Source organism: Azospirillum sp. SYSU D00513 (genome assembly GCF_017356015.1).
Lineage (GTDB): Bacteria > Pseudomonadota > Alphaproteobacteria > Azospirillales > Azospirillaceae > Azospirillum.
On sequence record NZ_JAFIQV010000018.1, the window covers coordinates 66,161 to 86,083 of the forward strand.

At 68.3% G+C, this 19,923-nt stretch carries 24 protein-coding genes, 1 other RNA gene and 1 pseudogene; 14 read left to right on the top strand and 12 right to left on the bottom strand.

Annotated elements, in window-relative coordinates:
• Positions 1-3: 3 nt before the first annotated feature.
• The 7 genes from JUB11_RS15055 to JUB11_RS15085 form a co-directional block, all read right to left on the bottom strand.
• On the bottom strand, positions 4-999 hold the full coding sequence (locus JUB11_RS15055; RefSeq protein WP_207459381.1) for an MDR family oxidoreductase: 996 nt from the start codon (positions 997-999) through the stop codon (positions 4-6).
• Between the two features lie 98 nt (positions 1,000-1,097).
• Positions 1,098-2,420 (bottom strand): outer membrane protein transport protein, encoded by a 1,323-nt coding sequence (locus JUB11_RS15060; protein WP_207459382.1) that lies wholly within the window; start codon positions 2,418-2,420, stop codon positions 1,098-1,100.
• A gap of 121 nt (positions 2,421-2,541) precedes the next feature.
• Positions 2,542-3,348: a TSUP family transporter gene (locus JUB11_RS15065; protein WP_207459383.1), complete on the bottom strand. Its 807-nt coding sequence runs from the start codon at positions 3,346-3,348 to the stop codon at positions 2,542-2,544.
• A gap of 21 nt (positions 3,349-3,369) precedes the next feature.
• Entirely contained in the window at positions 3,370-4,011 is a 642-nt protein-coding gene (thiE, locus tag JUB11_RS15070) for a thiamine phosphate synthase (RefSeq protein WP_207459433.1), read from the bottom strand.
• Positions 4,008-4,937 (bottom strand): class I fructose-bisphosphate aldolase, encoded by a 930-nt coding sequence (locus tag JUB11_RS15075; RefSeq protein ID WP_207459384.1) that lies wholly within the window; start codon positions 4,935-4,937, stop codon positions 4,008-4,010. Before JUB11_RS15075 ends, thiE begins: the two co-directional genes overlap by 4 nt.
• 168 nt (positions 4,938-5,105) lie before the next feature.
• Positions 5,106-5,384: a hypothetical protein gene (locus tag JUB11_RS15080; RefSeq protein ID WP_207459385.1), complete on the bottom strand. Its 279-nt coding sequence runs from the start codon at positions 5,382-5,384 to the stop codon at positions 5,106-5,108.
• Between the two features lie 106 nt (positions 5,385-5,490).
• Positions 5,491-5,901 carry a hypothetical protein gene (locus JUB11_RS15085; protein ID WP_207459386.1) on the bottom strand — a complete coding sequence of 137 codons (411 nt, stop codon included), beginning with the start codon at positions 5,899-5,901 and terminating at the stop codon, positions 5,491-5,493.
• Between the two features lie 114 nt (positions 5,902-6,015).
• On the opposite strand from JUB11_RS15085, the gene JUB11_RS15090 reads away from it, so the two are divergent.
• Positions 6,016-6,480 carry a PRC-barrel domain-containing protein gene (locus tag JUB11_RS15090; RefSeq protein ID WP_207459387.1) on the top strand — a complete coding sequence of 155 codons (465 nt, stop codon included), beginning with the start codon at positions 6,016-6,018 and terminating at the stop codon, positions 6,478-6,480.
• 36 nt (positions 6,481-6,516) lie between these two features.
• On the opposite strand, the gene JUB11_RS15095 is transcribed toward JUB11_RS15090, so the two are convergent.
• The 5 genes from JUB11_RS15095 to tkt form a co-directional block, all read right to left on the bottom strand.
• Complete coding sequence (locus tag JUB11_RS15095; protein ID WP_207459388.1) at positions 6,517-7,731, bottom strand: MFS transporter; 1,215 nt, start codon at positions 7,729-7,731, stop codon at positions 6,517-6,519.
• 156 nt (positions 7,732-7,887) lie between these two features.
• Entirely contained in the window at positions 7,888-8,433 is a 546-nt protein-coding gene (locus JUB11_RS15100; protein WP_207459389.1) for a DUF6036 family nucleotidyltransferase, read from the bottom strand.
• Complete coding sequence (locus tag JUB11_RS15105) at positions 8,409-8,768, bottom strand: hypothetical protein (RefSeq protein WP_207459390.1); 360 nt, start codon at positions 8,766-8,768, stop codon at positions 8,409-8,411. The genes JUB11_RS15100 and JUB11_RS15105 overlap by 25 nt, the downstream gene beginning before the upstream one ends.
• 160 nt (positions 8,769-8,928) lie before the next feature.
• Positions 8,929-9,936 carry a type I glyceraldehyde-3-phosphate dehydrogenase gene (gene gap, locus JUB11_RS15110; RefSeq protein ID WP_207459391.1) on the bottom strand — a complete coding sequence of 336 codons (1,008 nt, stop codon included), beginning with the start codon at positions 9,934-9,936 and terminating at the stop codon, positions 8,929-8,931.
• Between the two features lie 51 nt (positions 9,937-9,987).
• A complete protein-coding gene (gene tkt, locus JUB11_RS15115) occupies positions 9,988-11,985 on the bottom strand; it encodes a transketolase (RefSeq protein WP_247887072.1) in 1,998 nt (665 codons plus the stop codon).
• 310 nt (positions 11,986-12,295) lie between these two features.
• Here tkt and JUB11_RS15120 point away from each other — a divergent pair, with 310 nt between their 5' ends.
• The 13 genes and pseudogenes from JUB11_RS15120 to ybgC all read left to right on the top strand — a co-directional run bounded on the left by JUB11_RS15120 (position 12,296) and on the right by ybgC (position 19,917).
• Positions 12,296-12,523 carry a hypothetical protein gene (locus JUB11_RS15120; RefSeq protein WP_207459392.1) on the top strand — a complete coding sequence of 76 codons (228 nt, stop codon included), beginning with the start codon at positions 12,296-12,298 and terminating at the stop codon, positions 12,521-12,523.
• Positions 12,520-12,888, top strand: a complete 369-nt coding sequence (locus JUB11_RS15125; RefSeq protein WP_247887073.1) for a cell division protein ZapA — start codon at positions 12,520-12,522, stop codon at positions 12,886-12,888. The genes JUB11_RS15120 and JUB11_RS15125 overlap by 4 nt, the downstream gene beginning before the upstream one ends.
• A 13-nt stretch (positions 12,889-12,901) precedes the next feature.
• Positions 12,902-13,065, top strand: a non-coding RNA gene (ssrS, locus tag JUB11_RS15130) — 6S RNA.
• Positions 13,066-13,106: 41 nt separating this feature from the next.
• The gene (locus tag JUB11_RS15135) at positions 13,107-13,697 is read left to right on the top strand and encodes a 5-formyltetrahydrofolate cyclo-ligase (RefSeq protein ID WP_207459393.1); all 591 of its coding nucleotides are present in this window, start codon (positions 13,107-13,109) and stop codon (positions 13,695-13,697) included.
• A 75-nt stretch (positions 13,698-13,772) separates the two neighbouring features.
• Positions 13,773-14,594, top strand: coding sequence for a TIGR00282 family metallophosphoesterase (locus JUB11_RS15140; RefSeq protein ID WP_207459394.1), 822 nt, complete (start codon positions 13,773-13,775; stop codon positions 14,592-14,594).
• A 25-nt stretch (positions 14,595-14,619) separates the two neighbouring features.
• Entirely contained in the window at positions 14,620-15,099 is a 480-nt protein-coding gene (locus JUB11_RS15145) for a DUF29 domain-containing protein (RefSeq protein ID WP_207459395.1), read from the top strand.
• 26 nt (positions 15,100-15,125) lie between these two features.
• Positions 15,126-15,605 carry a DUF29 domain-containing protein gene (locus JUB11_RS15150; RefSeq protein ID WP_207459396.1) on the top strand — a complete coding sequence of 160 codons (480 nt, stop codon included), beginning with the start codon at positions 15,126-15,128 and terminating at the stop codon, positions 15,603-15,605.
• A gap of 154 nt (positions 15,606-15,759) precedes the next feature.
• Positions 15,760-16,509: a YebC/PmpR family DNA-binding transcriptional regulator gene (locus JUB11_RS15155; RefSeq protein ID WP_207459397.1), complete on the top strand. Its 750-nt coding sequence runs from the start codon at positions 15,760-15,762 to the stop codon at positions 16,507-16,509.
• A 73-nt stretch (positions 16,510-16,582) separates the two neighbouring features.
• Positions 16,583-17,047, top strand: a pseudogene (ruvC, locus tag JUB11_RS32780) (crossover junction endodeoxyribonuclease RuvC); the annotation flags it as partial.
• Between the two features lie 48 nt (positions 17,048-17,095).
• Entirely contained in the window at positions 17,096-17,767 is a 672-nt protein-coding gene (locus tag JUB11_RS32785) for an endonuclease domain-containing protein (protein ID WP_247887079.1), read from the top strand.
• Positions 17,764-18,390, top strand: coding sequence for a Holliday junction branch migration protein RuvA (ruvA, locus tag JUB11_RS15165; RefSeq protein ID WP_207459399.1), 627 nt, complete (start codon positions 17,764-17,766; stop codon positions 18,388-18,390). The genes JUB11_RS32785 and ruvA overlap by 4 nt, the downstream gene beginning before the upstream one ends.
• On the top strand, positions 18,387-19,454 hold the full coding sequence (ruvB, locus tag JUB11_RS15170) for a Holliday junction branch migration DNA helicase RuvB (RefSeq protein WP_207459400.1): 1,068 nt from the start codon (positions 18,387-18,389) through the stop codon (positions 19,452-19,454). The genes ruvA and ruvB overlap by 4 nt, the downstream gene beginning before the upstream one ends.
• The gene (gene ybgC / locus JUB11_RS15175) at positions 19,447-19,917 is read left to right on the top strand and encodes a tol-pal system-associated acyl-CoA thioesterase (protein ID WP_207459401.1); all 471 of its coding nucleotides are present in this window, start codon (positions 19,447-19,449) and stop codon (positions 19,915-19,917) included. The genes ruvB and ybgC overlap by 8 nt, the downstream gene beginning before the upstream one ends.
• Positions 19,918-19,923: the final 6 nt, after the last annotated feature.

Here is a 19,923-nt window from a genome sequence, read left to right on the forward strand (position 1 = left end):
CTCTCACGCGGTAATGTCGATCACCACCCGGCCGCGGATCTGGCCGGCGAGGATGCGTTCGGCCAGTTCCGGCAGCTTGGACATCGGTGCCGTCTCGGTCATGGCGGCCAGCCTGTCCTTGTCCAGGTCGCGGGCCAGACGCGCCCAGGCGCGTTCGCGCTTGGTGGGCGGAGCCATGACCGAATCGACGCCGATCAGCGCGACGCTGCGCAGGATGTGCGGGAACACCGTGCCGGGCAGGTCGGTGGAACCGGCGAGGCCACAAGCGGTGACCGCGCCGCCGTAGACGGTCTGGGCGAGGACGTTGGCGAGCGTCCGTCCGCCGACCACGTCCACGGCTCCGGCCCAGCGCTCCTTCTGGAGGGGCTGGCCGGCTTCGGCCAGGCTGTCGCGGTCGATGATTGCGGTGGCCCCGAGGTTCCGGAGGTAGTCGTGCGTCTCTGGCCGGCCGGTGGCGGCGATAACCGGATATCCGGCGCGGGACAGCAGCGCCACGGCGACGGACCCAACGCCGCCGGCGGCTCCGGTGACCAGCACTTCCTTGCCGTCGTTGGCGACGCTGCCCCAATCCTCCAGCGCGTCCACGCACAGGGCGGCCGTGTAGCCGGCGGTGCCGATGGCCATGGCCTGCTGCGGGGTGAAGGCGTCGGGCAGGCGGGTCAGCCAGTCCGTCTTGACGCGCTGGTAGCGGCCGTAGCCGCCCCATTGGGTTTCGGACAGGCCCCAGCCGTTCACCACTACGCGGTCCCCGGCCTTCCAGGCGGGCGAGCGCGATTCCACCACCGTGCCGGCGAGGTCGATGCCCGCGACCATCGGCAGCTTGCGGGCGATGCGGCCCTTGCCGGACACGGCCAGCCCGTCCTTGTAGTTCAGAGTGGAGCAGGCGACCTCGACCAGCACCTCATGGTCGGGAAGGTCGCCCAACGAGAGCTGGCGGAAGCCGCCGCGCGGCTTGCCGTCCACGTCCTCGATCACGAATGCGGTGAAGGTTTCGGCCATTCCTTGATCCCCCAAGCTGTTCTTATGGCGAACGGTTCGGGGGAGCCTATCACAGGCTCCCGGCGTGGCGGGAGCCTGCGGGGGGGCAAGGCGGACCGCTAGAAGGAGAGCTTGTTCTGGATCGCGATGACGTGGACATGGGCGTCGTAGCTGGCCGACAGGTTGCCGCGGAAAGCCTCCGGCCCGGTCAGGTCGTCGGTCAGGTTGATCCTGGCCTTGCGGCCGAGCACCAGGGAATAGCCGACGTCCGTCCGGACATGGTCGAACAGCGAGAAGCCGACCCCGGCGGACAGCCAGTAACGGTCGGTATCCGGCAGGCGCGGCCCCCGGTGCTCGTCCGGCGCGGCGCCCTCGTCATAGCCGATGCCGGCCCGCAGGGTCAGCCCGTCGCTCCACTTGTAGGCGGCGCCGACGGAGGCGAACCAAGTATCGTGAAACTGCTGCTCCGTCACCGTGTCGGGGCGCAGCGGGTTGGCGTAATCGACGCGCGATTCCCGGTAGCGCGACCAGTTCGTCCATTGCAGGTCGCCCATCACCGCCCAGCGGCTGTCGATCTCGTGATAGGCGCCAAAGGACAGGATCTCCGGCGTGACGAGCTTCGCCGTCACGTCGGAGGTGGCGAAGCTCGCCGCCAGCGGAGCCGGTACGTTGGAGAAGCTGCCCTTGCCCTTCAGTTCGTGATGCACCGCCGAGCGGAAGGACAGGCCGAAGCGCGTGCCCCGCATGGGCTCGTACAGGACGCCCGCCGTGGCGCCGAATCCGAAATCGTCACCGCGGATGTCGCCGTAGCCGTCGCGGGTGCCGGGCGCGCCCAGGATGCCGCCGAAATCGACGAACTGCGTCAGCCGCGCGCGCGCGTACTGCATCTGGACGCCGGCGCCGAGCGTCAGCGAGGGGGACAGCTTGTAGGCGGCGGTCGGCTGGAGGTTGACCGTCAGCAGCGAGGAGTGACGGGCGTGATAGCGCCCGATCCAGTCCTTGGGATAGACGGTGGCGAGACCCCAGGGGGCGGTCAGCGAGACGCCGAGCGTCAGGTCCGGTGTCACGGCGTAGCTGCCGTAGCCGGCGGCCACAGGCGCGTCGCGCCCGATGTCGCCGGGCGACGCGTTCCCGGAGATCGGAGCGCCGCCGAGGCGGGAGGCCCGCGTGGCGGACGCGCCCTCGACCCTCGATTCGGGGAAGATGCCGGACAGAACGCCGACGCTCTGGTTGCCCTCCAGCATGCCCAGCGTGGCCGGGTTGTAGAACATCGCGCTGGCGTCGCCGTTGGCGCCCGCGGTGATGCCTGCGAAGGACGCGCCCTGGCCCGACGCGCTCTGCTCCTTCAGCGCGAAGCCGGAGGCAAGGGCCGGGGCGGGCACCGCCAGCGTGGCCGCGGCCAGTCCGGCCAGCAGCGATGGCCCAAGCGCCGACAGCTTCATCCCGACCCGCATCTCTTCCCCCGCATTGTCCGTCCCCGTGATGGGGACCCTTATGCCATCGGAGGGGATAACCTTCCAGCGTGCATACCCATATAGGAGTAATGCGGTGGAAGAGTGTGGCTCACAGGAACCAGTGGAGCAGGGCGGAAGCCGCGCCGCGCAGGATGTTGTCCGGATCGGTCCAGACCAGCCGCGCCGTGACGGCAAGTGAAGCGGCCACCAGCATCGGCCGGACGAGCCGTGCGCCGTTGTTGATGACGAGCTGGGCGCCGATCTGCGCGCCCAGGAACTGCCCGACACCCATCAGCAGCCCGGCCACCCACAGGATGTGCCCGCCCGCCAGCAGGAACAGCAGCCCGACGATGTTGCTGGTGAAGTTCAGGATCTTCGTGTGGGCCGTTGCCTTGCGCAGGTTGAAACCCAGTGCCGTGACGAAGGCGATCGTGAAGAAAGTGCCGGTGCCCGGCCCGAAGAACCCGTCGTAGAAGCCGATGGTGGTGCCGCAGATCAGGGCGAAGGCGCCTTCGCTCAGCCGCTGACGCGCGTCCACGTCGCCGGCCTTGGGGCTGAGCAGAAGGTAGAGCGCGATGCCGATCAGAAGGACGGGGATAACGTCGCGCAGGAACTCCGTGTCGAGGATCTGCACCAGGATGGCGCCCCCGGCGGAGCCGAGCGCGGTGAAACCGATCATGACGAGCATGCGGCGTGGGTCGGCCTCCCCGTTGCGGACGAAGCGGAGCGCCGCCGAGAAGGAGCCGAAGGAGGATTGGAGCTTGTTGGTGGCGACCGCCTGGACCGGCGTCAGCCCGACCGAGAGCAAGGCGGGAAGGGAGAGGAGCCCGCCGCCGCCCGCGATGGAGTCGACGAAACCGGCGAGCAGGGCGACTCCGAACAGGAGCCCCAGCGTTTCGAAAGGAAGGCTTTCCATGAGATCACGCGCCGGCGGGGGTCAGCCGGCCGCGGCCTCCGCGATGGCGGCGTTGAAGGCCTTGACGGCCGCGGCCGGCCCATCCGGGTGGTTCCAGACCGCGCCGACGACGGCGAGGAAATCGACGCCCGCGCGCACGAGCGGGGGGCAGTTCTCCGGCGTGATGCCGCCGATGGCGACGCAGGGAACTTCCATCATCTCCGCCCACCAGGCGATCAGCTCGACCTCGGCCTTCGTCTCGGCGATCTTGGTGCCGGTGGGGAAGAAGGCGCCGAAGGCGACGTAGTCGGCTCCGGCCTCGCCGGCTTCCATGGCGAGGTGGCGGCTGTCATGGCAGGTCACCCCGACGATGGCGTCCTTGCCGACGATCCGGCGCGCCTTGTCGTAGGGGGTGTCGGTCTGCCCGACATGCACGCCGTCGCAGCCCAGCTCGCGGGCGAGTTCCGGGTGGTCGTTCAGGATGAAGGCGACGCCGCGCTCCTGCGCGATCGGGCGCAACGCGTCGCAGGCCCGGCGGATCGCGTCCTCCGGACAGTCCTTCAAACGAAGCTGGACGCAGGCGACATCGCCCGCGTCCAGAGCCTCGATCAGCTTCGGCGCGAACGCCGCCGGCTCCAGGGCCGGCGGCGTCACGAGGTACAAGCGGCAGTCGGCCAAGCTTATTCCTTACCCTGGTAGATCTTCATGATCCGGTCGAGCAGGGCGAGTGCTTCCTCGCGCGGACGCTGGAAGGCGTTGCGGCCGATGATCGAGCCGTTGCCGCCGCCGTCGCGGATGGCGCGCGCGTCCTCGAACACCGCGTCCTCGCCCTTGGTCGCGCCGCCCGAGAAGACCACCAGGCGGCGGCCGTTGAAGGCCGACTGCATGACGTGCTTGACGCGCTCGGCCTGGCTGCCGATCGGGATGTTCTTCGATTCGTAGACCTTCTTGGCCTCGGCGTTCTCCAGGTGGGCGCTCGGCAGCTTCACCTTGATGATGTGGGCGCCGAGCAGCGCCGCCATGTGCGCCGCGTAGGCGATCACGTCGATCGCCAGCTCACCGTCCTTGGTGATGGTGCCGCCGCGCGGGTACGACCAGAGGACCGTGGGGATGCCGTAGGACTTCGCCTCGGCGGACAGCTCGCGGATCTCCTCGTACTGGTCGTACATGGCGTCCGAGCCGGGATAGATCGTGAAGCCGATGGCCGAGCAGCCCAGCCGCAGCGCGTCGCGGACCGAGGCGGTCACCGCTTGGTCGGCGCCTTCCTTCTGGCGCGACAGGCTGTTGGCGCTGTTCATCTTCAGAATCGTCGGGATCGAGCCGGCGAAGGTGCTGGCGCCGGCCTCGAGCGGGCCGAGCGGAGCGGCGTAGGCGTTGCAGCCCGCGTCGATGGCGAGCTGGTAGTGATAGTGCGGGTCGTAGCCCGGCTCGTTCGGGGCGAAGCTACGGGCCGGACCATGCTCGAAGCCCTGGTCGACCGGCAGGATCACCAGCTTGCCGGTTCCTCCCAGCTTGCCTTCCATGAGGATGCGGGCGAGGTTCGCCTTGACGCCCGGATTGTCGCTCTCGTAATTGGCCAGGATTTCCTTAACGCGGCGCGTGAGCTTCATTTTTGTTCTTTCCCCAAGGCATTTTCAGGAAGTGCCGTGCTCATAGCCCAGCCCCAGCCTCTTTGCAACGGGCGCAGGGACATACTTCGCTTGGTTTGCAGGCCGAAACGGCTAGGAATGGCGGCCAAACGGGGCGCGAATGGATAGGCGGAGGCGCTCTGCGTTTGGTCAGAAGAGGAGCGAACGGGCGAGGCTGTAGAGGCCGTAGCCGACCCCCGCCACCACGCCCCAGGACAGGGCCATGAGGCCGACCCAGATCACGATCCGCACCGGGGTGCTGTACTTCACCACCTCCGGATGCGGCATCCCGGCGGGGTGGAGTGTCCGGACGAGGTCCTCCGGCCCGCGCGTGCCGGCGGCCGTGACTTTCGCGGCGGCGCGCGTCCTGTCCCTGGTTTCCGGCGCCTTCGGATCCGGTGGCGGCAATGTCGAGGTCGTGTGACTCATCGGGGGCACGGGCTTACCGCAGTTTCGCGTTATCCGACACGATACACCACTTTCGCGCGGAGAGTTCCGGCGAATTGGCGTTAACGCACCCCGATTGTCAGTATAGTCAACTTTCTTCCAGCCAGGCGCGGCAGGCGGCGGCCGGGTCGCGTACCGTCCGCAGGTCCAGCGCGCCGGGGAGGGCCTGCAACAGCACGGCCCCGCGCGCGGCGGCGACCTCCGCAAGCGCGCGGGCAGCGTCCGGGTGGCCCGTGAAGAGGATGTGCGTGACGCCGGATGCGAGCGCGCCCTGCACGTCCCCGGCGCGGTCGGCGCAGTCCAGCACTGCCGTCACCACGACGTCCGGAAAGGCGGCACGGGCCTTCGCCACGACTTCCCTGAACCATAGGGCGCCGGCATGCGCGGCGGCGCCGGGCGCGCTGACCAGCGTCAAGGGCCGGTGCAGTTCCGAGGCGGTGCTGAGGGCGGCGAGGGCGTCGGCAAGGCCGTGAATGCGGATCGGGCGAGGGGCTGTCATGGGAAGGGTGGGATGGCGGGAGAGCAGGCGCGGGCGGGAACGCGGCGCGGGGGAGGGCCGTTGAACCTACCATCAGCCACGGCAAGAGTAACCGCCATGCGTGGGAATCTCCTTTTGACCAGCGCCCTCCTGCTTGGCCTGAGCGCCCCGTCCCTGGCCCAGGCGCCGCCCGCCGGCTCCGCCGCCGGGGAGAACCCGGCGGCGGCGGCCGGTGCCGATCCCATGTCCGAGCCGCCGCCCGAGGTTCCCGCGGACGGCGCGCAGGCCGGCATATCGGTGAACGAGCAGCCGATTCCGCCCGAAGCCCTGATGGACAAGACCCTCATCGGGGAGGACGGCAGCGAGTTCGGCACCGTCGAGGACGTGATCCTCGGATCCGACGGGCAGCCGGAACAGGTCGTCGTCTCCCATGGCGGCTTTCTCGGATTCGGCGACAAGCAGGTCGCCATCGATATCGGCAACGTGAACTGGCAGCCGGGCCAGGACACGGTCGGACTCAGCGGCCTGACCAGGCAGGAGGTCGAGGCGATGCCCGCGTTCGAGTACAGCGACAGCATGACCTCGCTGCGCCGGCAGTAAAGGCGCAGACTGAGGCGGAAACGGTGACCGGCGGAGTCAGCCCCTCCGACGGTTGCCGAGTTCGGTGGCATAGCAGGCGAGCGCGATCACCGGGAAGGCGAAGCCGATCCAGGTGACCGGCACCCAGCCGCCATGGGCGAAGGCATAGCCGGCGAGCGCCGAGCCGAGCGCGCCGCCGAAGAAGAAGATCGCCATGTAGATGCCGTTCATGCGGCTGCGCACTTCGGCCCCGAGCGAATAGATGGCCCGCTGCCCGACAACCATGTTGCACTGGACGCCCGCGTCCAGCAGCAGCCCGGCCAGGATCAGCATGGCAATGGAGTCGCGCCCCAGCCAGGCGACGGGGAAGGCGGCAGCGATGGACAGCAGAGCGACGCCGGTTGCCGGACGGCTCCAGCCGCGGTCGGCGATGCGGCCGGCGATGGGCGCCACCAGCGCGCCGGCCGCACCCGACAGCGCGAACAGCGCGATGCCGCTCTGCGACAGGTGGAAGGGCTCTCCTGCCAGATGCAGCGGCACACCGGTCCAGTAGAGGCTGAAGGCGGCGAAGGCCATGGTCTGGTAGGCGGTCCGGCGCTGCAGCACCGGCGTGCCGCGCAGCAGCGACCAGAGGGAGCCCAGCAGCCCGCCGTAGCTGGCGACGCGCGCCGGCCGGCGGTAGGGCAGCACGCGGGCGAGCAGCAGAGCGAAGGCGACCGTGATCAGGGCCGAGACGCCGAACACCGCGCGCCAGCCGAAATGGTCGGCGATCAGGCTCGACAGCGGGCGTGCCAGCAGGATGCCCAGCAGAAGGCCGCTCATGACGTTGCCGACCACCCGCCCGCGCATCGCGTCGGGCGCCATGTGAGCCGCGAGCGGCACCAGCATCTGCACCGCCACCGAACTCAGCCCGATCAGGAAGGACGCCGCCAGGAACAGGGCGCCATTCGGCGCCACCGCGGCCAGCAGCAGCGCCAGGACGGCGCCCGCCAGCGTGACGCCGACCAGCCGCCGGTTCTCCAGCAGGTCGCCCAGCGGCACCAGCAGCACGAGCCCCGCGCCATAGCCGATCTGCGTCAGCGTCACCACGAAGCTGCTGATCTCCGGCGGCAGCCCGAGCGCCGGCCCGATCAGCCCGACCAGGGGCTGCGCGTAATAGATGTTCGCGACGACGGCACCACAGGCCGCCGCGAGGACGAAGGTCAGCAGCGGCGTGATCGTCCGCTGCTCCGCCGGGCCGGCGGCCGGACGGAGCGCTTCGCTGGAGGACATGGGGGCTCCCAAGAAGTGGGTGCGACAATCAGGGTCGCACAAACGCAAACGGAAGAGGCGAGACCTTAATCTCGCGTCGGTGCAACACAACGGCGCAAAAGCCGAAGGCCCGCCCTGCGTTCCGTGCAGTTCAGCATCCGGTACGGACAAAAACCGTCAAAGCGAGTCGAGGAAAGCGTCGATGATCTTACGCTGGTCCTGGGGAACCAGCATCTGGGTGAGAAGCCGCTTGAGGTGGTTGCGGTCAAGATGGCGGGTGGCATGGCATTCGCGGATGAAGTCCTTGTCCTTTTCGCGAAGAACCATAAGCTTCGACACGATCAGATCGGACGTGTTTGGCGCGATGGCCCGCACAGTGTGCGCGTCAACCTCGATTTTGCGGATCACGGCGCGGCTGCGCCAGCCATGAGGAAGTTTTGCGGTTCGGTCATCACATCCATCGATGTAAAAGCCGTGCGTCTTGTGAAACTCCGAACCTGGACCGAAAAGCGCGAATATCTCCTCGGATGCTTCCGCGTCTTGCCCTTCTGCCGCCCGCGCCGCCTCCCATTCTCGGGCATTGGCGGGATAAGCGTCGATCTCCGGAGAGGTGCGCATGATGACGGGAGCGTTTGGCCATCCAACCAGTATGGCCTGACTTCCGATGATGATGGCGGTATCACAGTTGAAATGCCGCGTCAGGGCGCGGACAGCGCGTTCCAAGTCGTCGATCGTGCGAACGTCTTGGCCTTTCGCCACAACCGCCTCCGTATCTGCTCGTCTTCGATGGAGAGTTCCGGGAGCAAGGGAAAGGGAGAACTGATGCGAAGCCGCGTCGCATCCTGCCCCCTGGAGACGATGAAATTGCGGATTTGACCATCGGATCCGGCGAGCACGTTCCTCCACTCGCCGACGTAGGCCCGCTGATTTGGGTCCGTCGCCAGATTGTCCAGGACGTTGCGGGCGCGCCTGACCAGATCAGGGTCACCCGCGATCCGGCGCGCGATGAGGCGATGGTAGATCAGCTTCGCACGGTCGTTGACGATCTCGCTGTTCATGCTGCCCGAATCCAACCTGCCCATGACAAGAAGAATAGTTGCGACACGCCCATCCCTCAAGCGGCCCTTCAAGCGGAGAAGGGGCGAAGGCGCAGGACCAAAGAAAGAAGGGCGCCCCCTCGCGGAGGCGCCCCTTGTCAGCAGACAGTAACGCTCGGGCTTACTTCGCGTTGGTCATGGCGACGGCGGTGTCGCTCATGCGGTTCGAGAAGCCCCACTCGTTGTCGTACCAGGTCATGATGCGGACGAAGTTGCCGTCGATGACCTTGGTCTCGTTCAGCGCGAAGATCGAGCTGTGGGCGTCGTGGTTGAAGTCGGTGGAGACCAGCTCCTCCGTGTAGGCGCCGAGAATGCCCTTCAGCGGGCCGGCGGCGGCGTCGGAGATGGCCTTGTTGACCTCTTCCGCCGTGGTGGCGCGCTTGGCGATGAACTTGAAGTCCACGACCGAGACGTTGGGGGTCGGCACGCGGATGGCGGTGCCGTCCAGCTTGCCCTTCAGGTCCGGCAGCACCTTGCCGACGGCCTTGGCGGCGCCGGTCGATGTCGGGATCATGTTCAGGGCCGCCGCGCGGGCGCGGTGCAGGTCCTTGTGGTTCGTGTCCACGATCCGCTGGTCACCCGTGTAGGAGTGGATCGTGGTCATGAAGCCCTTCTCGATGCCGACGAGGTTGTGCAGCACGAAGGCGACGGGCGACAGGCAGTTGGTCGTGCAGGAGGCGTTGGACACGATCCGGTGCTCGGCCTTGAGCTGGTCGTGGTTCACGCCATAGACGACCGTCAGGTCCTCGTCGGTGCCCGGGGCGGAGATCAGCACCTTCTCGGCGCCGGCTTCCAGATGCTTGGCGGCGTCGAGGCGCTTGGTGAAGATGCCCGAGCATTCCATGGCGACCTGGACGCCCAGATCCTTCCAGGGAAGCTTGGTCGGGTCGCGTTCCTGGACGACCTTGATCTCATGACCGTTGACGACGAGATTGCCGTCGCGGACCTCGATGGTGCCGGGGAAGCGGCCGTGCACGCTGTCGTACTTCAGAAGGTGCGCGTTGGTGCCGAGGTCGGCGAGGTCGTTGATGCCCACGACCTCCACGTCCTTGCGGCCGCTCTCGTAGATGGCCCGCAGGACCAGACGGCCGATGCGGCCGAAACCGTTGATCGCAACCCGAACAGCCATAACCAATCCTCCTTCTTGTTTTTGCGGGGTCCGGCCTTGCGGCCGGGACCCTTACAGACCCGCCTTGGCGGCGGCCACCACGGCGTCGGCCGTGATGCCGAAATGCTTGTACAGCTCCTGGTAGGGGCCGGACTCGCCGAAGCCGGACATGCCGACGAAGGCGCCGTTCTCGCCCAGCCAGCGGTCCCAGCCCTGGCGGATGGCCGCCTCGACGGCGACGCGCATCCCGGTCCCGAGCACCTGCTTCTTGTACGCGGCGTCCTGCGCCTCGAACAGTTCCCAACTCGGCATAGACACGACGGCCGTACCAATCCCTTCGGCCTGTAGCGCCGCACGGGCCTCGGCGGCGATCGACACCTCGGAACCGGTGGCGAGCAGCGTCACCTTGCGCTCGCCCTCGGCCTCCTGAACCACGTAGGCGCCGCGGGCGCTGCGGTTCTCCGACGTGTGCTCGGTGCGCAGCGTCGGCAGGTTCTGGCGGGTCAGGGCCAGAACCGACGGGCCATTCACCCGCTCCAGCGCGATCTGCCAGCACTCCGCCGTCTCGACCGCGTCACAGGGGCGCAGGGTCAGCAGGTTCGGGATGGCGCGCAGGGCGGCCAGGTGTTCCACCGGCTGGTGGGTCGGGCCGTCCTCGCCGAGTCCGATGCTGTCGTGCGTCATGACGAAGACGGTGCGGGTCTTCATCAGCGCGGCCAGCCGGATCGCCGGGCGGCAATAGTCGGCGAACTGCATGAAGGTGCCGCCGTAGGGGATGACGCCCCCGTGCAGCGACATGCCGTTCATCACCGTCGCCATGCCGTGCTCGCGCACGCCGTAGCGGACGTAGCGGCCGCCGTAGCTGCCGGGCTGCACGTCGGCGGTGTTCTTGACCTTGGTGTTGTTGGACGGCGTCAGGTCGGCCGAGCCGCCGACCAGTTCCGGAATGGCCGGGACCAGCACCTCGAGCACGTTGCCCGACGCGACGCGGGTCGCCCAGCTCGGCTTGTCAGCACTGACCTTCTGCTTGAAAGCCTCGATCGCCTCCGACAGGCCGGCCGGGACGCCGTGGCTCATCGCCGCCTCGAAGGCCTTGCGGGCCTGGGCGTCCAGCGAGTCGAAGCGCTTGGCCCAGGCGGCGTACTGCTCGTCCGCACGGTGGCCGGCGGCGCGCCAGGTGTTCAGCACGTCGTCCGGAACGACGAAGGGCTCGTGCGGCCAGCCGATCGCCTCGCGGGTCGCGGCGACCTCCTCCAGCCCCAGCGGCGCGCCGTGGGCGCTGTGGGTGTTGGCCTTGTTGGGGGCGCCCTTGCCGATGATGGTGCGGCAGGCGATCAGCGACGGCTTGTCGGACTCCTGCGCGGCGGCGATGGTCTTGGCGACCGCCTCCGGGTCATGGCCGTCCACCCCGACCGTGTTCCAGCCGTAGGAGCGGAAGCGGGCCTGGGTGTCGTCGGTGAAGCTGAGGTCGGTCGAGCCGTCGATGGAGATGTGGTTGTCGTCCCACAGCACGATCAGACGGTTCAGCTTGAGATGGCCGGCGAGCGAGCAGGCCTCGTGGCTGACGCCCTCCATCAGGTCGCCGTCCGACGCGATGACGTAGGTGAAGTGGTTCACCAGGTCGTTGCCGAAGCGGGCGTTGGTGATGCGCTCGGCCAGCGCCATGCCGACGGCGGTGGAGATGCCCTGGCCGAGCGGGCCGGTGGTCATCTCGATGCCCAGCGAGGGATCCACCTCCGGATGGCCGGGCGTCAGGCCGCCGATCTGGCGGAAGCGCTTCAGCTCGTCGATGGTCATGCGCTCGTAGCCGGTCAGATAGCCCAGCGCGTAGATCAGCATTGAGCCGTGGCCGGCGGACAGCACGAACCGGTCGCGGTCGGCCCAGTTGGGCTGCCTCGGGTTGAACTTCAGGAAGCGCGTGAACAGCACCGTCGCGACGTCGGCCATGCCCATGGGCATGCCGGGATGGCCCGACTTGGCGGCCTCGACACCGTCCATGGCGAGCGCGCGGATGGCGTTCGCCATGACTTGGATGGGGGCGGGGGGAGTGGTGGGGTTGGCAACGGGCATCGGAGGGCTTCCTGCGCTTCCTGTAGGGCGATCGCGTGAAACGGGCAGAAAATGACAGTCAAGCGGCGGGAAAAGGGTCATTTTCCCTGAGAACGCGGGCACCATGCAGAAGCCTCGTTCCCAGGTCAACACGGGAATGGAGGCAGGAAAATCCACGCCAATGGCTTGGCCGCGAAAAGGTTTTGATGATATACAATATGCCATCTGTGACGGTGCGCGGCCTTGCGGGTCCGCCCTTCGCGCGGCGATCGCTGTGCGGGCGCACAGTTCCCCATCGACAAGTGGAGCTAGAGGTTTGCCGGAGAACGTTATGCAATCTCTTAGCAACGCGCTGGAACGCCTTGCGGCGTCTGTGGAACGTCTGGAGCGGGCCGCCGAGGCGCGGGAGGCCCGTGCGGTGCGGCGCGAGGATGAGCTGACCGCTGCGCTGCAAGAAGCGCGGGCTGAGCAGTTCCATGCCCAGGAGAAGGCCGACGTGGTATCCCAGCGGCTGGACGCCGCCATCGGGCGGCTCGAAACGGTGCTGGAGGCACGATGACGACGGCGGACAGCGGCGGTATGTCGCAGGTGGACATCGAAGTCAACGGGCGCGCCTACCGGCTGCTCTGCCAGCCGGGGCAGGAGCCGCGCCTGCGCGAACTGGCTGCCTATGTGGACGGGCGCCTGAAGGAGCTGACCGGCGGCGGGCGCTCCGGCTCGGAGGCGCAGATGCTGCTGATGACCAGCCTCGTCCTTGCGGACGAGCTGCAGGATGTCCTGGCCGGGCAGGGGGCACGGAGCGGCGCCAGCGGCGGTGCGCAGGCCGAAACCGCGCCAAGCGTGGACGAGGCCGAACTGGCCGCCGCCGTGAATGATGTGGCCGAGCGCATCGAAGAGGTTGCCGCGCGGCTCGAGCGCACCTAGATTAGTCCTCGGAAGGTGACTGCCTGGTTCGGCAGGTCGCATCAATCCCCAGGGCCGATAACCTTGACTCTTTGGGAGTTGTCCCTGCCCGGGCCGTGGCCCGGGTACACGACGCCCACCTGCTCACGCAGGCCATGGAGGATGGGCACCATGGCCACCGGCCGAGGCGGTCTCCTTCCACCCCTCCTAAATCCTTTCCCGCATCGATCCCCAAGGGCATGACCGACCTCCGCAGCGCCAAGATGGCGGCCCGCGAACGGGCCAAGCTGGTGCGCGATGCCCTGTCGGACCCGGCGGAACGCGAGGCGGCGGCCTTGCGCCTGCGCGACCGTTTCCTGGACGCCATCGATCTCGACTCCATCGCGCCGCGCGAGGCGGTTGTCGGCGGCTACTGGCCGCTCGGCTCGGAGATGGATGTGCTTCCGCTGCTGCGGCACCTCCGCTCCCTCGGCCGCACGGTGGCGCTTCCCATCTCCGGCCCGCGTGGGCAGGCACTGACCTTCCGCGACTGGGACCCGGCCCTTCCCATGGTGACCGGCCGCTACGGCATTTCCGAACCCGGCCCCGACCGGCCCGAACTCGCACCCTCGGTCGTGTTGGTGCCCTTGCTCGCCTTCGACGGAAGTGGGCGGCGGCTCGGCTATGGTGCGGGCTATTACGATCGGACGCTGGACGGGCTGCGCGCGCGCGGGCCGGTGACGGCCATCGGCATCGCCTTCGCCGCGCAGCGGATGGACGCGGTTCCCGTTGACGAATACGATCAGCCCCTGGACTGGATCGTGACGGATCGCGAGGCGCTCCGTTTCTAAAGGGCCGCGCCCCGCGCGACCCCGGCAGCGATCCGGACGGCGTTCCATCAGACGGCAATTCATAAGGGTCCGGCCATGCGCATTCTTTTTCTCGGCGACGTCGTGGGGCGGAGCGGCCGCGACGCGGTGATCGCCCATCTGCCGAGCTTGCGCGAAAGGCTCGACCCCGACCTGACGGTGGTCAACGGCGAGAACGCGGCGGGCGGATTCGGCATCACCGTGAAGATCGCCGAGGAGTTCTTCGAGGCGGGCGTGGACGTCATCACGCTCGGCAACCACAGCTGGGACCAGAAGGAACTGGTCTCCGCCATCGACCAGCAGCCCCGCATCATCCGCCCGCTGAACTATCCGGAAGGCACGCCGGGGCGCGGCTTCGTGCTGTTGCAGGCCCGTGGCGGACGCAAGGTGCTGGTCATGAACGTCATGCTGCGCCTTTTCATGGATCCGCTGGACGATCCCTTCGCCGCCGTGGACCGGGTGCTGCGCGCCCACCGGCTCGGCCCCGGCAACGTGGACGCGATCCTGCTGGACGTGCATGGCGAGGCGACCAGCGAGAAGATGATCATGGGTCACTTCTGCGACGGCCGCGCGTCGGTGGTCGTCGGCACCCACACCCATACGCCGACCGCCGACCACATGATCCTGCCGGGCGGCACCGCCTTCCAGTCGGACGCCGGCATGTGCGGCGACTATGACAGCGCCATCGGCATGAAGAAGGAAATCGCCATGGCGAAGACCATCCGCAAGCTGCCGACCGAGCGCCTGTCCCCGGCCGAAGGAGAGGCGACCGTCTGCGGCCTCTATGTGGAGACGGACGACCGCACCGGCCTCGCCGTCCGCGTGGAGCCGTTGCGCCTCGGCGGCCGTTTGAGTCAGACTTTCCCGACGCGGGGATAGCGGTTCGAGCGTTCCGGAGGCGGTCATGGGTTTCGACGCCAAGTACGATCGGGATTTCTACGCCTGGACGCGGGAGCAGGCGGTCCGGCTGCGCGAGGCCGCCGCGACCGGCACCAACCTGCCCCTGGACTGGGAGAACCTCGCCGAGGAGATCGAAAGCTTGGGGCGCAGCGACTACCGCGGTCTTGCCAGCCAGATGAGCCGCCTCATCGAGCATCTCCTCAACCTGGAACACTCGCCGGCATCCAACCCCCGCGGCGGCTGGGCGCGCACCGTGCGCGACGCCCGGGGGCAGATCGAACTGATCACCGCCGACAGCCCGAGCCTGAAGGCCCGCTATGCCGAGGCGCTCGACTGGGCCTGGCGGCAGGGACGCAACAAGGCGATGGACGGGCTGGAGCAGGACGGCCTCGGCGAGAGCGCGCTGCCGGCCCAATGCCCCTACAGCCTCGAACAGCTTTTCGACGACGATTTCCAGCCCGTGAACCGCCACGGTCTGGATTGATGGAACGCGCGGTCCGAGAGGCGGAAATGGGTTTCAACGCCAAGTATGATCGGGACTTCTACGCCTGGACGCGGGAGCAGGCCGCCCGGCTGCGCGAGGCCGCCGCGACCGGCACCAACCTGCCGCTGGATTGGGAGAACCTCGCCGAGGAGATCGAAAGCTTGGGGCGCAGCGACTTCAACGGATTGACCAGCCAGATGACCAGGATCATCGAGCATCTGCTGAAGTTGGAACTGTCTCCCGCATCCGACCCCCGGAAGGGCTGGCGGCATTCCGTCGAGGATGCGCGGGTGGACATCGAATATCTGCTGGAGGACAGCCCCAGCCTCGGGCCGCGCCTCCCGGATGCGCTCGCCCGATCCTGGAGGAAAGGCCGCATCGCCGCCGCCAGGGGGCTGGAGCGGGACGGCATCATGCCCCAACAGCTTCCCTCCGACTGCCCTTACAGCATCGACCAGATCCTCGACGGGGCGTTCTGGCCCGTGAACCGCCACGGTCTGGCCTGATCCGGCAATCGCCTCAAATACGCCATATTGACTTTCCATCCTCGCGGGTGTGGTCTGCCGCGCCGAGGGCGTGCGGTGGCGCGCGCGATTCTGGTAAAGCTGCGCCACAACATTCCACCTTTCCAGCAGACCCTGTTCGAGGCTCGTTCGACGCATGGCCGGTCATTCACAGTTCAAGAACATCATGCACCGCAAGGGCGCGCAGGACGCCAAGCGGTCCAAGATCTTCAACAAGCTCGCCCGCGAGATCACCGTCGCGGCGAAGAGCGGCCTGCCGGACCCGGCGGCCAACCCGCGGCTGCGCGCGGCGATCATCGCCGCCCGTTCGCAGAACATGCCGCGCGACCGTATCGACCGCGCGATCAAGAGCGGCGCGCCGGGCGGCGACGACGCGAACTACGAGGAGGTACGGTACGAGGGTTACGGCCCCGGCGGCGTCGCGCTGATCGTCGAGGCGCTGACCGACAACCGCAACCGCACCGCGGCCGAAGTCCGTTCCGCCTTCACCAAGTACGGCGGCTCGATGGGAGAGACCAACTCGGTCAGCTTCATGTTCAGCCGCGTCGGCGCGCTCTACTACCCCGCCTCGGTGGCGGACGCCGACTCCATGTTCGAGGCGGCGCTGGAGGCCGGGGCCGACAACGTCGAGTCCGACGAGAACGGGCATGAGGTCACCACCACGGTGGAGAGCTTCGCCGCCGTGCGCGACGCGCTGGAAGCCAAGTTCGGCGGCGCCGAGAGCGCCCGCCTGGCCTGGAAGCCGCTGAACACCGTCGCGCCGAGCGAGGACGCCGCCGCGTCGCTGCTGAAGCTGATCGACGTGCTCGACGACAACGACGACGTCCAGACCGTCGAAGGCAACTTCGACATTCCGGACGAGCTGATGCAGAAGCTGACCGCCTAAAGGGCAGGAGACCGGTGTGCGCGGGCAGGGCGTCAGGACGGGGGCGGGCCCCGGGGGTGGAGCGACTCCGCCGGTGCGCCTCCTGGGGCTCGATCCCGGCCTGCGCCACACCGGCTGGGGCGTCATCGAGCTGTCGGGCAACCGGCTGATCCACGTCGCCGACGGCGCGGTGCATTCCGACGGCGACTGCTCGCTCGCGGAGCGGCTGTGCCAGATCCACGACGCGTTGACCGAGGTGGTGGAGCGCTATCGCCCGGACGAGGCGGCGGTGGAGGAGACCTTCGTCAACACGAATGCCGCCTCCACCCTGAAGCTCGGCCAGGCGCGCGCCGTGTCGCTGCTGGTGCCGGCCCTGGCGGGGCTTGCGGTCGCGGAATACACTAACAATATGGTCAAGAAGGCAGTCGTCGGGCAGGGCCGCGCCGAAAAGGCGCAGGTCCAGGCGATGATCCGCCTCCTGCTGCCCGGTTGCGAGATCTCAACCCCGGACGCCGCCGACGCGCTGGCCGTCGCCATCTGCCACGCCCATCACCGCGCGAGCTGGACGATGTGGCGCAGGGGGGCGGGCGAGAGCACTGCTGGCGGCATGCTCCCGGCACGGAGCGCCGAAGTTGCCCTCTCCCCTGGGGGAGAGGGTGGCGCGCAGCGCCGGGTGAGGGGGTTCACGGGGGACGGCGAACTTTCGCAACGCGGATCCCCCTCACCCCAACCCTCTCCCCGGGGGGGAGAGGGGGCGGTGCTGCGCTCCGCCAAGGACAAGCCGACTCCCTCGGAAACCGCCCGTGCGCGCAATCTACGGCTGAATGCGACGGACGTCGAAAAGCTGTTGTGGCAAAAGCTGCGCAATGCGCAGCTCGGCGCGAAGTTCCGGCGACAGGAGCCGATCCTCGGCTTCACGGTCGATTTCGTCGCGCATGATCACCGGCTGATCATCGAACTGGACGGTGGTCAGCACGCTGACAGGGTCGAGCACGACCAGCGGCGCACCCGCATGCTGGAGCAGGTAGGTTTCCGTATCCTCAGATTTTGGAACAACGAAGTGAACGAGAACTTGGAGGGCGTTCTGCAAACGATCGCCTCCACCTTGTCGGCGACCGCCGTCGTACGGCGTCCAGCCGCAGCGTTTGCACCCTCACCCGGCTCCCAGCGAAGCGAAGCTTCGCCTGCCGCCAACAGCGCAAACGGAGTTTGCGCGAGTGGCGCTTCGCGCCACCCTCTCCCGGGGCGGGAGAGGGATGATGGAGACGACCACAAGTGATCGCCAAGCTCACCGGCATCGTGGATTCCGTCGGCACCGATTGGGCCGTCGTCGATGTGAACGGGGTCGGCTATTCGGTGTCCTGCGGGAACCGCACCCTGTCGCGGCTCGTGCAGGGCGAACGGGCATCGCTGGTTGTGGAGACCTTCGTCCGCGAGGATCGCATCCATCTCTATGGCTTCGCCGACAACGCGGAGCGGGACTGGTTCCGGCTGCTGACGACCATCCAGGGGGTGGGTTCGCGGCTGGCGCTGGCGATCCTCGGCGTGCTCGGTCCGGACCAGCTCACCCATGCCATCGCGTCGCAGGACAAGACGGCGCTGACCCGTGCCGACGGCGTCGGCCCCAAAGTTGCCACGCGCATCGTCAATGAATTGAAGGACAAGGTGGGCAGCCTTTCGCTCGGCGTCCCGGCCGGTCCCGCTCCGGCGGGCGGCAAGGCGGGCGCGGGTGGGGCGGTTCCCGACAACACGGCCCTCGGGGATGCGGTCTCCGCCCTCGTCAACCTCGGCTACGGCCGCTCGGAAGCTTTCGCCGCGGTGGTGGCCGCCGGCCGGGCGCTGGGGGACGGGGCGGGGGTGTCGGAGCTGATCCGCCAGGGACTGAAGGAGCTTAGTCAATGAGTGCCGAACAGGAACGGCTGGTGCAGCCGGGGCAGGGCACGGGCGACGAGCCCGAGTCCTCCATCCGCCCGCTGTCGCTCGCCGAGTTCATCGGCCAGCGCCACGCGCGCGAGAACCTGTCGATCTTCATCCAGGCCGCGCGTGGGCGCGGCGAGGCGCTGGACCATGTGCTGCTGTTCGGCCCGCCGGGGCTGGGCAAGACCACGCTCGCCCAGATCGTGGCGCGCGAGCTGGGGGTCGGGTTCCGCGCGACCTCCGGCCCGGTGATCGCCAAGGCCGGTGACCTCGCGGCGCTGCTGACCAACCTCCAGCCGCACGACGTCCTCTTCATCGACGAGATCCATCGCCTTAATCCTGCCGTGGAGGAAGTGCTCTATCCCGCGATGGAGGACTTCCAGCTCGATCTCATCATCGGCGAGGGGCCGTCGGCGCGGTCGATCCGCATCGACCTGCCGCCCTTCACGCTGGTCGGGGCCACGACGCGTTCCGGCCTGATCACGCGCCCCTTGCGCGAACGGTTCGGCATTCCCGTGCGGCTCCAGTTCTACGAACCGGACGAGTTGGAGTTGATCGTGAGCCGTGCCGCCCGCGTGCTCGGCATGGGCATCACGCCCGAGGGCGCGCGCGAGATCGCCAACCGCTCGCGCGGAACGCCGCGCGTGTCCGGACGCCTGCTGCGCCGGGTGCGCGACTTCGCCGCCGTCGCCGGAATGGAGGAGGTGGACGCCCGCATCGCCGACGCGGCATTGACCCGGCTGGAGGTGGACCCGCTCGGCCTCGACAGCATGGACCGCCGCTACCTAAGCCTCATCGCCCACAACTACGGCGGCGGGCCGGTCGGGGTGGACACGCTGGGCGCCGCACTCGGCGAGCAGCGCGACGTGCTGGAGGAGGTTGTCGAGCCCTACCTGATCCAGCAGGGCTTCCTGCAGCGGACGCCGCGCGGGCGCATGCTGACCGACCACGGCTTCCGCTACCTGGGCCTCAACCCGCCGAACCAGCCGTTGCGCCAGCTCGACCTGCTCGACCGCGCGCTCCCGCCTGAGGAGGACGAGGATGACTGAGGCCGGCGCATCTCCGGATCCGCTCTCCGGCTCCTTCGACGGGCCGGGCCTGCACCGCTATCCGCTGCGGGTCTTCTATGAGGACACCGACGCGGGCGGCATCGTCTACCACGCCAACTACCTGCGCTTCATGGAACGGGCGCGGACGGAGATGCTGCGCCTGCTCGGGCTCAGCCACACCGATCTGATGGAGCGGGAGGGTGTGTCATTTGCGGTACGGCGCATGAGGATCGAATTTGTCGCTCCCGCTAAGCTTGACGATACGCTTGAAGTGGTGACCCGGATCGCCGATATCGGCGGCGCTTCTCTCGCGGCCGCACAATCGGTTCGCCGGGCCGGGCCGGACGGCCGGGAGCTGGCGCGGGCGGATCTCACGCTCGCGCTGATAAACCGGGCCGGGCGGCCTGCGCGCCTGCCGGCCCAGGTCCGCGACATACTGAACACATTGCACCCCAAGGCATGAGCGAGA